Genomic DNA, 13,639 nt, shown 5'->3' with positions numbered 1-13,639 from the left:
GAAAAACGCTTATAACGGATATTTTTAAATCCTGTTATAAGCGTTTTTTATTGTCTAAAAAATAAACCTGATCAAAAATAAGGGATGTTTTTCAGTGCCCTCAAATAAATATTCGGGCTTTTTAATTGAAATAATATATTAACCTAAAGAAACTCTTTTGAAACCTGTGATTTCAACGTTGAATCCTTTAACATGGTCACTTACTTTTTTACTGTCATCTTTGATGAAGTTTTGATCTAATAAAGCTTTCTCCTGATCTAAAGTAGTATTGTCAGAGATGAAACGTTGAACTTTTCCTGGAATAATTTTATCCCAAATTTGTTCTGGTTTACCTTCAGCTTTTAATTCAGCTTTAGCATCTTCTTCCGCTTGTTTTAAAACTTCTTCAGTTAATTGAGAGAAAGAAATATATTTAGGAACATTTTTTAAAGTTTTTCCTAAACGTTTTGCTTCTTCATTTTCTTTTTCGATTACAGCAATACGAGCTGCAAGCTCAGAAGCAACGAAAGCTGGGTCAAAATCTTTGTAAGATAATGTATCAGCTCCCATAGAAGCAACTTGCATAGAGATATCTTTAGTTAAAACGTCACCATTAGCAATTGGTGCAGAAATTGCAGTTAATGCAGCAATTTTGTTAACGTGAACATAAGATCCTACGAAAGCACCTTCTAAAATTTCAAAACCACCGATTTCGATTTTTTCACCGATAACACCAGTTTGCTCGATTAATTTTTCAGCAACAGTAATTCCGTTGAAATCTGAAGCTAAGAATTCTTCTTTAGAAGAAAAGTTGATTGCTTTTTCAACTAATTCTTTAGCTAAAGTTACGAAAGCCTCATTTTTACCTACGAAATCTGTTTCGCAGTTTAAAGTTATGATAGCTCCTTTAGTTTTGTCAGCATTAACAAAAGAAACAGCAGCTCCTTCAGAAGACTCACGGTCAGAACGATTAGCAGCAACTTTTTGACCTTTTTCTCTAAGGTTTTGTATCGCTTTATCGAAATCTCCATCAGCTTCAACTAAAGCTTTTTTACAGTCCATCATTCCGGCGCCTGTAGTTTGTCTTAATTTATTTACGTCTGCAGCAGTAATTGTTGCCATAATATTTTGAATTTTAATGTTAAAAGTAAAAATTCCATCTTCTAAATCCCAAACTCCAATTTTATTAAATTATCAACATAACGTTTTTAATTTGTATTTGGAATTTGGAATTTAAAATTTGGAATTTAAATTTGATTTATTCTTCAGTTGCAGCAGGAGCAGCAGCTTCAACAGCTGGTGCAGCAGGAGCAGCTTCTACAGCAGCAGCAGGAGCCGGAGCTTCTTCTGTTGTTGCAGCTTCAGTTTCCTTGTCAGAACCTCTGTCAGAAAGACCTTCGATTACAGCAGCAGTCACTAAAGATAAAATTTTGTCAATTGATTTAGAAGCATCATCATTTGCAGGAATAACGTAATCAACCTCTCTTGGGTCAGAATTCGTATCAACCATTGCGAAAACTGGAATGTTTAATTTTTGTGCTTCTTTTATTGCGATATGTTCAGCTTTGATATCTACTACGAACAATGCAGCTGGTAGTCTAGACATGTCAGCGATTGAACCTAAGTTTTTCTCTAATTTAGCACGTAGACGATCAACTTGCAAACGCTCTTTTTTAGATAACGTCATGAAAGTACCATCTTTCTTCATTTTATCAATAGAAGACATTTTTTTAACGGCTTTTCTGATAGTTACAAAGTTAGTTAGCATTCCACCAGGCCATCTTTCAGTGATGTAAGGCATGTTTGCAGCTTTTGCTTTTTCAGCAACGATGTCTTTTGCTTGTTTTTTTGTAGCTACGAATAAGATTTTTCTACCTGATGCAGCGATTTTTTTCATCGCTTCACTAGCTTCTTCAATTTTCGCTGCAGTTTTATATAGATTGATAATGTGAATACCATTACGCTCCATATAAATGTAAGGGGCCATATTTGGGTCCCATTTTCTAGTCATGTGTCCAAAGTGAACACCTGCTTCTAGTAAGTCTTTTACTTCTATTTTGTTTGCCATTTTTGTACTAGTTTACGTTCTGTTGATTAGCAATGTATAAATGGCGGTTTCCCAGGCTTTATACATTTAGATGCTAAACTATTTCCTACCTCGGTAGGAGAGCAACAACAACTGTGTTTTTTAATTTCAATAAATAATTGATCATGTCTTGTCCTAATTGAACAAGACAGGTAATATTAACGTTTAGAGAATTGGAATCTCTTACGAGCTTTCTTCTGACCGAATTTCTTACGTTCAACCATTCTTGGATCTCTTGTTAATAAACCTTCTGGTTTTAAGATAGCTCTGTTTTCAGCATTTACTTCACACATAACGCGTGCTAATGCCATTCTTACAGCTTCTGCCTGACCAGTTGACCCACCTCCGTAAACATTTACTTTTACATCAAAGTTATTTACATTTTCTGTCATAGACATTGGTTGTAAAACTTTGTATTGTAAAGTTGCAGTTGGAAAGTAAGTTGCGAATTCTTTTTTGTTTACAGTGATTTTTCCTGTTCCTTCAGAAACATATACACGTGCAACAGCGGTTTTTCTTCTACCGATTTTGTGAATAACTCCCATTACTTAAGATCGTTTAGGTTAACAGTTCTAGGTTTTTGAGCTCCTTGTTTGTGCTCAGATCCTACAACAACATTTAGATTTCTAAAAAGTTCAGCTCCTAATTTATTTTTAGGTAACATTCCTTTTACAGCTTTTTCTACTAGTAATGCAGGGTTTTTAGATTGCAATACTTTAGCAGTTAAAGTTCTTTGTCCTCCTGGGTAACCTGTATGACGTACGTAAACTTTGTCATCCATTTTTCTACCTGTAAGGTTAATTTTTTCTGAGTTGATAACAATTACGTTATCTCCACAGTCAACGTGTGGTGTGTAACTTGGTTTGTACTTACCTCTTAAGATCATCGCAACCTTTGAAGCAAGACGACCTAAGTTATGACCCTCAGCATCTACAACAATCCACTCTTTAGTAACAGTGGCTTTGCTTGCTGAAATTGTCTTGTAGCTTAATGCGTCCATAATATTATTTTAATTAAACATTCCATCCCCAATAAAGGGGATGCAAAAGTACAATTAATTATTTTAAAACCAAATACCTGAAAAGAATATTTTATCTGCTGAAAATCAGGGTTTCAGTTTTATATTTAAAACAATAAAAAAAAACCACCTTCACAATAACGCGAAGGTGGTTCAATATTTAGAATTATTTGTTGTTAAACAATAAATAAATTTGCAATATCAACGACTTGTTGTGTCGTAAGTGGTTCATCATAAGCTTCTGATCCTGCGGAGGCTCCAAATGCAGTCGAGGTATTAAATCCTGCCTGAGTTATTACTCCTTCGCCGTCATAAACAGCTTGTGTGGCAGCAGGCATTCCTGCGCCTCTTTCACTATTCGAAATCCATCCTTTTAATCCGCGTAAACGTCGAACTTCTGAAGCGTGACGTGCTTCTACAGAATGAATTTGTAATGCGGCAGTTAATAAATCAGGGGCACTAATTAAATTTGCTGCCTGACCTTTGTAAGCTCTTACACCTGTATCTTCAAAAGCCTGGGCCAATGCTAAGAAGGTAGGATAGTCGTGAAACGGATCAAATGCGCCGCCTACAGTAAAGTCAAAAGTGGGTTTAGGTACAAAGTTTGCACTTGCTGTTCCGCCCAAACCTGCAATCAAAAATTTAACATGACTTGATTCGTGTGCTGCAATTTGTTGAAAAACTTTTAGATCACGACCTCCATTTTCTGATGCCGGGATTACTCCGGAGTCTAATGCCATTGCGTAAAATTCGTTTTCCAGGTATTCTAATGTTAATGCAAATTGTAAAGCTCCAATAGGTGTTGCCGGTGTTGCAGTAATATCTTTTGCGAATGCCTTATTTGCCATAGCTGATAATCCAAATGGGATTGATGCATATGCCAGTGTTTTTCCTATGTTTCCAAACTGATTAAAACTGTCTCTTCTCGAGCCAGTGCTTCTCATTAAGCTATCATCAGTAAATGTTTCTATAAATTTTAAAATATTCATAATTTCTAAGTTTTAGCTAGTTAAGATTAAGGTAAATATTTGGCAGTAAATTTTGTAGTAATAAATCCTCCTGCAATTGGCAGAATTTTAGATGGATCTTTTGCAACATCCAATCCGGTTGACACACTAACAATATCATCACCGGCAAAATCCTTAGAATTAGGATTGATCAAACTTCTAATAGCAGATGCGTGTCTGGCTTCTACCGAAACAATTTTTCCGGCTAATAGTAAATAATCAGGGCTTTTAATTAGTTTTCCGGCACCATTATAAGCTGCAACGCCAGTGTCTTCAAGGGCTTTTGCAGTTGCAAGAACATCATTACGGCTATTAAAATTAAGAGACCCGTAATTAAAGGCTAAAGAAGGGAGTAATTGAGAATTGGGATCAGGAAGTGCTCCGGTTAAAGCAGCTTTAAAAAAATCTCTGTGAATTACTTCATGATGATATAAATCAGTTAATACCTGACGTTCAATATCATTAAATGTGCTATTAAAGCTTGTAGAATTTACAACTTTAGTATAAAAATCAGCTTCTAGTTGTTCCAGAGCATAAGCATAAGTCAATACTCCAAAGTCACCAGAGCCTAAGTCAAATACGCCATTTCTAATTCCTGGTAACGATGTGTCCTCCATATCGTTATCATTGTCATTATCGCTGCAGCCAGCAAAAACCAAACCTGCAGTAACTAGTGTTAAGCCGCTGAGCTTCAGAAAGCTCCTTCTATTATTCAATGAAGGGTCAACTTCATGAATTTTAACTTCGTTTTTCATAATCTAGGTTTTTTAAAAAGGTTAATAACATGTATTAAGGTATTAACGTAATTTTTGTAGGTGCGGTTTTGAAAAATCACACTTTTTTATTTTTATTTTCAAAAATGCCCTATAATTTCAAATACTGGTAGGTGTTTTTTGTTTTATTTTCGCTAATTCTACTATATTTGTATTAATTACATAAAATTATTTTTAAATGAAAGCTAAAGCAACTCTAAAACAAATTGCGAAAGAACTAGGTGTTTCTGTGTCTACGGTTTCTAAGGCGTTAAATGACAGTCCGGAAATCAGTGAGCAAACGAAGGTGAAGATTAAGGAGTATGCCAAACTCAAAAATTATAAACCGAATGTTATTGGTCTGAATTTAAAGAATCGTAAAACCAAAACAATTGGTGTAATTATACCTAATATATTAAACTCCTTTTTTGCAAAGGTTTTTAGTGGTATCGAAAAAGTAGCCGATAAAAAAGGATATAATGTAATTACGTGTATTTCGAATGAATCTTTAGAGAAAGAAATTCATACCCTTGAAATGTTGAGCAACGGAACAATTGACGGATTCATTCTATCAGTTTCTGAAGAAGCACAAAAATTACAGGATTACACACATTTTTCAGCAATTATAAATGATGGAACTCCTATTGTAATGTTTGATCGTATTGCAGATGAAGTAGAATGTGATAAAGTTGTAGTTGATGATTTTGATTCAGCTTTAAATTCTACGCAGCATTTAATTAATTTGGGATGTAAAAACATTGCCTTAATTTCTTCAGTAGATAATTTAAGTGTCGGAAAATTAAGAGCAGATGGATATTTGAAAGCTTTAGCGGATAATAATATTCCGGTAAACGAAAAAATTATTCTTCGTACCGATTCTGAAGATGATATGAAGAGTAAGATTGATGCAATTTTTGATCATAAAATCGATGCAATTTTTGCTTTGGATGAAAATGATTCAGTTGCCGCTTTACGTGTAAGTTTGAAAAAAGGATATAAAGTTCCGGAAGATATATCTATAATAGGTTTTGCTGACGGAATTTTGGCTTCAAGACGTTTGTCCCCAAGTTTGACAACAGTTAGTCAACATGGAATTGAAATTGGAGAAGTCGCCGCTAAGTTATTGATCAAACGTTTAGAGGAATCAGAAGAAGAAACTTCAGATTACGAAACCATCGTCATCAAAACAAAATTGAAAGAACGGGAATCGACAAGAAAAGTTTAAATAAACAAAAACCATTCGCTGCGGCGAATGGTTTTTTGTTTATTTTAATAGGTAAGGAAGTATCTGGATTTTATTTAAGAATTTCTTGCAATTACAATTAGTCCCAATATAAAAGGAAGAGTATAAAGAGCTAATATAACATAATTGGTATTTCTTAAATATATTTTATTCTTCTTGTTAAGGTTAGAGGCCTCAATTAAAAGTGCAATGATTATTAAAAAAAGGATAAATAATGAGAAGAAAAAAGCTAGATATGCTATTCCTATATTGCCTGAATGTTCTACAAGCGAGTATAGCAGAAAAAAAATAAAAATTGGAATTATTATTCTAATCAGGAGGTGAACAGTTATATCGAATAAATCCGAGTCTGTACTTTCTTCTGATTGAGTATTTTTAATTTCAAAAAGTTTATTTAATTCTTCATTCATAATAACTTTTATTTATTGTTTTTTGTATAATGTCACAAAAAAAGGTAATAATGCAGCGTACGCCAGAAATTCTAGAAATCCCATAATTTGTGATACCTTATAAGATATTTCCTGATCCATTGATATTGATGCAGTAGATCTTACAATCCAAAATAAATTTACTGTAGCAAGTATGCAAATTGATATTATTGCTAATAAGGTGTTTCTTTTCATTTTGATTTTTAGGGAAGATTAGTCTTGTTATTTTAAATTTTCAGCAAGATATAGATTTTCTCATTCATAATTTTAATTTTTTAATGAAGAGACGCAATTGAGAAATAAATCTATTAAACTTTCTTTTAATGTGCTTCTAACCAATCTTTACCTAAGCCTAGTTCAACATCCAGAGGAACGCTCATCATAAAAGCATTTTCCATTTCGTGTTTGATCATAGGCTGAATTTTTTCGAGTTCATCGTTGTGAACATCGAACACAAGCTCATCATGAACCTGAAGTAACATTCTTGATTTCCAGTTTTCTTCTTTTAGTTTTTTATGAATGTTGATCATCGCGATTTTAATCACATCGGCAGCACTTCCCTGAATTGGTGCGTTTACGGCATTTCTTTCGGCAGCACTACGAACTACAGCATTCGCGGAGTTGATGTCTTTTAAATAACGACGACGTCCCAGAATAGTTTGTACATATCCTTTTTCGCGGGCAAATTCTATTTGTTTCTGAATATATGATTTTAATCTAGGGTATGTTTTGTAATACGCTTCGATCAAAGCGGCACTTTCGCTGCGGGATAATGACGTTTGGTTGCTTAATCCAAAAGCAGAAACACCGTAGATAATCCCGAAGTTTACTGTTTTTGCATTACTCCTTTGTTCACGTGAAACTTCATCTAAAGGCACATCAAAAACTTTTGCAGCAGTTGCTTTGTGAATGTCTTCTCCGTTTTTAAATGCAGCAATCATATTTTCTTCGCCACTCAAAGCAGCAATAATTCTTAATTCTATTTGCGAGTAATCGGCAGAAATTAAAGTATGGTTTTCATCGCGGGCAACAAAAGCTTTACGAATCTGACGTCCTCTTTCAGTACGAATCGGGATATTCTGCAAGTTCGGATTATTAGAACTCAAACGTCCGGTTGCCGCAACAGTTTGCATATAATCCGTATGAACACGTAATGTTTTTTTGTCTACTTGTTCCGGTAAAGCCAATATATAGGTGCTTTGTAATTTCACCATTTGACGCCAGTCTAAAATTTGTTTTACGATTGGATTATCGTTGGCTAAATAAGTCAAAACCTCTTCGCCAGTTGCATATTGACCCGTTTTGGTCTTCTTTTGTTTTGCTCCGCCAATTTTTAATTTGTCAAATAAAATATCTCCTAATTGTTTTGGAGATGCTAAATTGAATTTCTCACCGGCAGTTTCGTATATTTTTTGTTCTAAAGATTTAATCTCAACATCCATTTCTTTAGACATTGCGCTTAAGAATTCGACATCTAAACGGATTCCTTCTGTTTCCATAGCTGCTAAAACACTTACCAGCGGAATTTCGATTTCGTCAAATAATTTTTTAGTTTCTGTTTTGTCTAATTCAGCAGTAAAAATTTCTTTTAACTGTAATGTTATATCCGCATCTTCAGCAGCATATTCCTTGATTTCTTCAAGAGCTACGTCACGCATTGTGATTTGGTTTTTTCCTTTTTTACCAATTAAAGTTTCGATTGATTTTGGAGAATATTTCAAATACGTTTCAGCCAGAATATCCATATTATGACGCATATCCGGATTAATCAAATAATGCGCAATCATCGTGTCAAAAAGTTTTCCTTTTACAACAACGCCGTAATTAGAAAGGATTTTTAAATCATATTTTAAATTCTGACCAATTTTTTCGATGTTCTCATTCTCAAAGAAAGGCCTGAATTTATCTACTAAAACCTGAGCTTCTTCCTGACTTTCCGGAAACGGAACATAAAATGCTTTTCCTTTTTCGTATGCAAAGGATATTCCTACCAATTCAGCGTGCAAAGCATCTAAGCCGGTAGTTTCAGTATCAAAACAAACAGATGTTTGTTTTTGTAAATTTTGTATCAATAATTTTATTCCTAAATCGCCTTCAACAGCTTGATAGGAGTGCGGTGTGTTTTCCAGGGTGTTGTAAAATGAAGTTCTTTCTTCTGAGCTTTCATCTATAGTTGCGCCGCCGCCAAAAAGATCAAATTGATCGTCGTTCTTTGGTTGTGGTTTTTTATATAGTTTAGCTTCATCACCTTTGTTTGCCAATTCGTTTCCACCGCCAACTTTAAATAAGTTGTCAAATTGCTCTGCCATTCTTCTAAACTCCAATTCCTGAAAAATAGCATCTGTTTTCTCGATATCAGGACGTGAAAGCTCGTAATCATTTTCATTGAAAACCACATCGCAATCACATATAATAGTTGCTAGTTTTTTAGATAAAATTCCTTTTTCCTTATTAGCTTCGATGTTTTCTTTCATCTTGCCTTTTAGTAAATGAGTGTTTTCTAAAAGATTTTCCATTGAACCAAACTCTTTTAGGAATTTTTTGGCAGTAACCTCACCAACACCCGGTAATCCTGGAATATTATCGACAGCATCTCCCATCATTCCAAGAAAATCGATTACCTGTTCCGGTTTTTCAATTTCAAATTTTGCCAAAACTTCGGGAACACCCCAAATTTCGATACCATTTCCCATACGGGCTGGTTTGTACATGAATATATTTTCAGAAACTAATTGTGCAAAATCCTTATCTGGTGTTACCATAAAGACTTTGTAGTTTTCTTTTTCGGCTTGTTTAGCGATTGTTCCAATTAAATCATCGGCTTCGCATCCTTCTATTTCAATAATAGGAATATGCATTGCTCTTAATAATTCCTGAATATAAGGTACGGCAATTTTTATAGCTTCTGGTGTAGCATCGCGATTGGCTTTGTATTCTGTAAACATCTCGGTTCTTACATGACTTCCGCCTTTGTCAAAAGCTACAGCTAAGTGGTCTGGCTTCTCACGTTTTATAACATCTAAAAGAGAGTTCATGAAACCCATAATCGCTGATGTATCCATTCCTTTTGAATTGATTCGTGGATTTTTTATAAAAGCATAATAACCACGAAAAATTAAAGCGTAAGCATCGAGAAGAAAAAGGCGTTTTTGAGTAGACATAAAAAAAATATTAGTCTGTAAAAATAAACAATTGGGTCTCAAAAAATAATCAAAAAAGAAATTTTTTACCATATAAGTAATATAAGTCCATTTTGGCAGTGTGCACCGCCTGGAGATGCACCACAGTTCATATGATTATTATGGATATTATAAATATTTAAAAAGACCTTATATAGGTTATATGATAGAAAAACCGACAAATAGTTAATATCAAGTTAATTTTTTTTATTCAGGGTTTTCTTCATTTTGTCTTCATATTACAGAGGTACATTTGATCTATAAAATAAGAGATACCAATTTAAATATTAGAAATCATGAGAAATTCATTAATGTTATTAGCAGCAGTTTTAGGAACAAGTATAATGGTTTCAGCAGCTCCGGCTCCAGTAAAAAAAGCACCGGTAAAAGAAGTTAAAGCAACTCCTGCAAAAGAAATAAAAACGGCTCCTGTAAAAGAATCTAAAGCAACTCAGGCAAAAGAAGTTAAAACAACTCCGGTAAAAGAAGCTAAAGCTACAAAAAATACTAAAAGCAAATCTGATAAAAAAGTGAAATCAGAAAAAACAGAGGCTCCAAAAGCAGAAACTGCTAAAGTGAAAAAATAAGACAAAGGTCATTATAAAATAAAAGTTATTAATTCAAAATATTAGAAATCATGAGACATTTCTTAATGTTATTAGTAGCAGTTTTAGGAACAAGTGCAATGGTAAGTGCGTTTCCTGCAAAAGACGTGAAGCCGGCTCCTGCAAAAGAGGTTAAAGCGACAAAACACCCTAAAACAAAATCTGATAAAAAAGTAAAATCAGAAAAAACACTAGCTCCGAAAACGGAAGCTCCACAAGTAAAAAAATAAGGAAAAAGAGTATTATAAAATAAAAGGTTAATTAATTTAAAACTTAAAAGTCATGAAAAATTTATTTATTGTATTAGCAGCAGTTTTAGGAACAAGTGCAATGGTTAGCGCTCAAACAACTCCAACGCAGGCAGCGCCGGCAAAAGAAGTAAAAGCCACAAAACATCACAAAAACAAAGCAGATAAAAAAGTGAAGTCAGAAGCTCCAAAAGCGGAAACTCCAAAGGCAAAATAAGAAAAAAGGTTATTGTAAAATAAAAGTTTAAATAATTTAAAATTTAGAAATCATGAGAAATTTATTTATAGTATTAGCAGCAGTTTTAGGAACAACCGCAATGGTAAGTGCACAAACAACTCCAACACAGGCAGCACCTGCAAAAGAGGTTAAGGCTACAAAACATCACAAAAACAAAGCGGATAAAAAAGTAAAAGCAGAAGCACCAAAAGCTGATGCTACTAAAATGAAATAATAAAATTGTTTTTCTTTTGCTTTCAAACAATTGTAAGGGAGGCAAAACAGAAGTAATGATTATGAGGATGCAGGGGGAAAGCTGGTAAAGAAATTTATCAGCTTTTTTTGATTCGTTATTTTTTTTATAATTTGCAACAAGGCTTTTTATAATTGCTTAAATTTAGTTGCGCTTAAATGCTGTGTTTATGAATATTTTAATTGTTGAAGATAATAAAGAGCTTGCTGTCGAGGTTTATGATTTTTTGTGCAACGTAGGTTATGTTTGCAAAATTGCTCATAATTGCAGTGATGCTTTAGAAGAAGTTAGTAGTAATGATTATGATGCAATGCTTCTTGATCTTGGTTTGCCGGATGGAGATGGTTTTGATATTTTGAAAACCGTTAGAAAAACAAAATCAAAAATGGCTGTAATTGTACTTACGGCCCGAGGTGAACTGGATGACAGAATAAATGGTTTGCACCTTGGTGCAGATGATTATTTGACTAAACCATTTGCATTAACTGAACTTAGTGCGAGATTGTTTGCTGTTATTCGCAGGATTCACGGTTTTACTTTGAATAACTTAAGTATTCATGGATTTTTGTTACAGCTTCAGGATTATAAAGTAAGTTATGATGATGTGCCGATTAATTTAACTAAAAAAGAATTTGATATTTTTCAATATTTAGTACTCAATAAAAATAGGGTAATTACCAGATTGCAACTCACAGAACATATTTGGGGAGACATTCTTGAAGTAAATTCAGATTCTAATTTTATAGATGTTCATGTTCGAAATCTTCGAAAAAAATTGGATAAACATACGGCCATCGATTGGTTTGAAACTGTTAGAAATGTAGGTTATCGTATTAATGAATAAATAAATTATTGTGAAGATAAAGCATCAATTAGCTATTTTTAATGCGCTGACGAGATTGTTAGTGATTGTAGTTTTATGGCTAATGCTGCCTATTTTGGTCGAAAATGTTGTTTACAGACATATTAATAATGGACTTCTGGAAAAAAAGAAGAAATTCATTGATCATTTAGACCGAAATGAAATAAATGATTTTATAGAAAACTCTGATGATTCGACAGAAACCTATTCCCAGTTTTCTACACTTCATAGTGAGTTTTTGGTGCTTTCAAAATCTCCAATAAAACACAATCAAAAGAAAGCTGTTTTTACGAATGAATATCGCATTATCGAAGGAGAAGAAAATGAATACAGGATCCTTCAGTATCATTTTACGTTCGACAAGCAAGGATATCAGTTAGAAATTGGCAGCAGTCTTAATGAAGTAAAAGACCTAACTTTTATCATTAAGTTTTTTATTATAATTGTTTTCGTAGTCATACTATTCATTACTTTTTTGGCAGACACTTTTTATATCGAATATTTGCTTAAGCCTTTTTATAAAATTATTGATACAAAAATAAGGCGAGTCAATGAACCGGAAGCCTTTGATCATACACCAATAAAAGCAAGATCGAGAGATTTTAGAGAACTTGATTTTGTATTGAATCAAATGATGGATCGTATTGCGGAGCTTTTCAAAAAAGAAAAACAATTTATTTCTAACGTTTCGCATGAATTGCTTACGCCAATTGCGTTGCTTAAAAGTAAATTCGAAAATTTACTCCAAAATGATTCTTTAGATGATAATGCTTTTGATAAAATAGCGGGTTCGCTCAGGACATTAGATATGCTGAAAAAAATCATCAATAATTTATTGTTGATTTCAAGAATTGAAAACAATCAGTATCAGGCGAATGAAATTATAAATTTTCATGAAATAATTACAGATCTTCAGGAGGATCTACAAGACAGGATTGATGACAGGGAACTTCAGTTTTTGAATAAAATGGAACATGATTTTATGTTTACAGGAAATAAAACACTGATTCATATTCTGATTTATAATCTAGTAACAAATGCTATAAAATACAATAGGCCAAAAGGAACTATTCTGGTTACGGATGGTTTTTTAGAAGATAAATATTTTATTTCTATAACAGATTCTGGTATTGGAATGAATGCTTCTCAAATAGAAAATATATTTAACAGGTTTGCGAGAATTAGTTCAGATCAGGATGGTCAGGGTTTAGGGCTTGCAATAGCGGATAGTATCGCTTCTTTTCATCATATCGAAATTAAAGTTGCCTCTGAGATAAATGTAGGTACAGTCTTTATGTTGCTGTTTCCGGAAGTTACAAAGCATAATTAAAAGTTAATTTTTTTCAGGTAGTACAATCTTCATTTAATCTTCATTTAGTGATTATATCTTTGAGGTATAATAAATGAAAATAATAATAATCATAAATCAACAATCATGAAAAAATTAGTAATGTTAGCAGTAGCTGTTTTAGGAACAACTGCAATGGTAAGCGCTCAAACAACTCCAGCTCAAACAACTCCGGTAAAAGAAGCAAAAGCTCCTAAAAAAGAGAAAAAAGCAGACAAAAAAACTAAAAAAGCAGAAGTTAAAGCAGAAGCTGCTAAACCAGAAGCTAAAAAATAAAACGACATAGGTTTGCGAATGTAAACCGTGTTGTGGATTATAAAGGTTTTAAAAAATTTGGTAGAGAAAAAGCTGGTAGAGAAATCTATCAGCTTTTTGTGTTATTTGAGTTAAATTTTTGATAATAAAAAGCTATAA

The 13,639-nt window shown here is 33.2% G+C and carries 16 protein-coding genes; 8 read left to right on the top strand and 8 right to left on the bottom strand.

What is annotated here, in order from left to right; all coding sequences use genetic code 11:
- Nucleotides 1–138 precede the first annotated feature (138 nt).
- From tsf to NJT12_RS19940, 6 genes are all read right to left on the bottom strand, one after another.
- The gene (tsf, locus tag NJT12_RS19965) at nucleotides 139–1,101 is read right to left on the bottom strand and encodes a translation elongation factor Ts (RefSeq protein ID WP_271337686.1); all 963 of its coding nucleotides are present in this window, start codon (nucleotides 1,099–1,101) and stop codon (nucleotides 139–141) included.
- Nucleotides 1,102–1,237: 136 nt separating this feature from the next.
- Entirely contained in the window at nucleotides 1,238–2,047 is an 810-nt protein-coding gene (rpsB, locus tag NJT12_RS19960; RefSeq protein WP_271337685.1) for a 30S ribosomal protein S2, read from the bottom strand.
- Between the two features lie 176 nt (nucleotides 2,048–2,223).
- Complete coding sequence (gene rpsI, locus NJT12_RS19955) at nucleotides 2,224–2,610, bottom strand: 30S ribosomal protein S9 (protein ID WP_007808909.1); 387 nt, start codon at nucleotides 2,608–2,610, stop codon at nucleotides 2,224–2,226.
- Nucleotides 2,610–3,065, bottom strand: a complete 456-nt coding sequence (gene rplM / locus NJT12_RS19950; RefSeq protein ID WP_089353105.1) for a 50S ribosomal protein L13 — start codon at nucleotides 3,063–3,065, stop codon at nucleotides 2,610–2,612. The genes rpsI and rplM overlap by 1 nt, the downstream gene beginning before the upstream one ends.
- A gap of 194 nt (nucleotides 3,066–3,259) precedes the next feature.
- Nucleotides 3,260–4,072, bottom strand: a complete 813-nt coding sequence (locus NJT12_RS19945; RefSeq protein WP_271337684.1) for a ferritin-like domain-containing protein — start codon at nucleotides 4,070–4,072, stop codon at nucleotides 3,260–3,262.
- Nucleotides 4,073–4,098: 26 nt separating this feature from the next.
- Entirely contained in the window at nucleotides 4,099–4,845 is a 747-nt protein-coding gene (locus tag NJT12_RS19940) for a ferritin-like domain-containing protein (protein WP_271337683.1), read from the bottom strand.
- Nucleotides 4,846–5,041: 196 nt separating this feature from the next.
- Here NJT12_RS19940 and NJT12_RS19935 point away from each other — a divergent pair, with 196 nt between their 5' ends.
- Nucleotides 5,042–6,067, top strand: a complete 1,026-nt coding sequence (locus NJT12_RS19935) for a LacI family DNA-binding transcriptional regulator (protein WP_271337681.1) — start codon at nucleotides 5,042–5,044, stop codon at nucleotides 6,065–6,067.
- A gap of 74 nt (nucleotides 6,068–6,141) precedes the next feature.
- On the opposite strand, the gene NJT12_RS19930 is transcribed toward NJT12_RS19935, so the two are convergent.
- A complete protein-coding gene (locus NJT12_RS19930; protein ID WP_271337680.1) occupies nucleotides 6,142–6,495 on the bottom strand; it encodes a hypothetical protein in 354 nt (117 codons plus the stop codon).
- A 338-nt stretch (nucleotides 6,496–6,833) separates the two neighbouring features.
- Entirely contained in the window at nucleotides 6,834–9,674 is a 2,841-nt protein-coding gene (gene polA, locus NJT12_RS19925) for a DNA polymerase I (RefSeq protein WP_271337679.1), read from the bottom strand.
- A 314-nt stretch (nucleotides 9,675–9,988) separates the two neighbouring features.
- On the opposite strand from polA, the gene NJT12_RS19920 reads away from it, so the two are divergent.
- The 7 genes from NJT12_RS19920 to NJT12_RS19890 all read left to right on the top strand — a co-directional run bounded on the left by NJT12_RS19920 (nucleotide 9,989) and on the right by NJT12_RS19890 (nucleotide 13,501).
- Nucleotides 9,989–10,279 (top strand): hypothetical protein, encoded by a 291-nt coding sequence (locus NJT12_RS19920; protein ID WP_271337678.1) that lies wholly within the window; start codon nucleotides 9,989–9,991, stop codon nucleotides 10,277–10,279.
- A gap of 50 nt (nucleotides 10,280–10,329) precedes the next feature.
- Nucleotides 10,330–10,527 (top strand): hypothetical protein, encoded by a 198-nt coding sequence (locus tag NJT12_RS19915; RefSeq protein ID WP_271337677.1) that lies wholly within the window; start codon nucleotides 10,330–10,332, stop codon nucleotides 10,525–10,527.
- A 52-nt stretch (nucleotides 10,528–10,579) separates the two neighbouring features.
- Nucleotides 10,580–10,762 carry a hypothetical protein gene (locus NJT12_RS19910; protein ID WP_271337676.1) on the top strand — a complete coding sequence of 61 codons (183 nt, stop codon included), beginning with the start codon at nucleotides 10,580–10,582 and terminating at the stop codon, nucleotides 10,760–10,762.
- 52 nt (nucleotides 10,763–10,814) lie between these two features.
- Nucleotides 10,815–10,997, top strand: a complete 183-nt coding sequence (locus NJT12_RS19905; RefSeq protein WP_271337675.1) for a hypothetical protein — start codon at nucleotides 10,815–10,817, stop codon at nucleotides 10,995–10,997.
- A gap of 187 nt (nucleotides 10,998–11,184) precedes the next feature.
- Nucleotides 11,185–11,859: a response regulator transcription factor gene (locus NJT12_RS19900; RefSeq protein WP_271337674.1), complete on the top strand. Its 675-nt coding sequence runs from the start codon at nucleotides 11,185–11,187 to the stop codon at nucleotides 11,857–11,859.
- A 10-nt stretch (nucleotides 11,860–11,869) separates the two neighbouring features.
- Nucleotides 11,870–13,207 (top strand): sensor histidine kinase, encoded by a 1,338-nt coding sequence (locus tag NJT12_RS19895; protein WP_271337673.1) that lies wholly within the window; start codon nucleotides 11,870–11,872, stop codon nucleotides 13,205–13,207.
- Nucleotides 13,208–13,312: 105 nt separating this feature from the next.
- The gene (locus NJT12_RS19890; protein WP_271337672.1) at nucleotides 13,313–13,501 is read left to right on the top strand and encodes a hypothetical protein; all 189 of its coding nucleotides are present in this window, start codon (nucleotides 13,313–13,315) and stop codon (nucleotides 13,499–13,501) included.
- Nucleotides 13,502–13,639 lie beyond the last annotated feature (138 nt).

This window comes from Flavobacterium azizsancarii (genome assembly GCF_027980145.1).
GTDB lineage: Bacteria > Bacteroidota > Bacteroidia > Flavobacteriales > Flavobacteriaceae > Flavobacterium > Flavobacterium azizsancarii.
The sequence above is the reverse complement of the archived record's forward strand: the minus strand, read 5'-3'. Positions and strand labels throughout refer to the sequence as shown.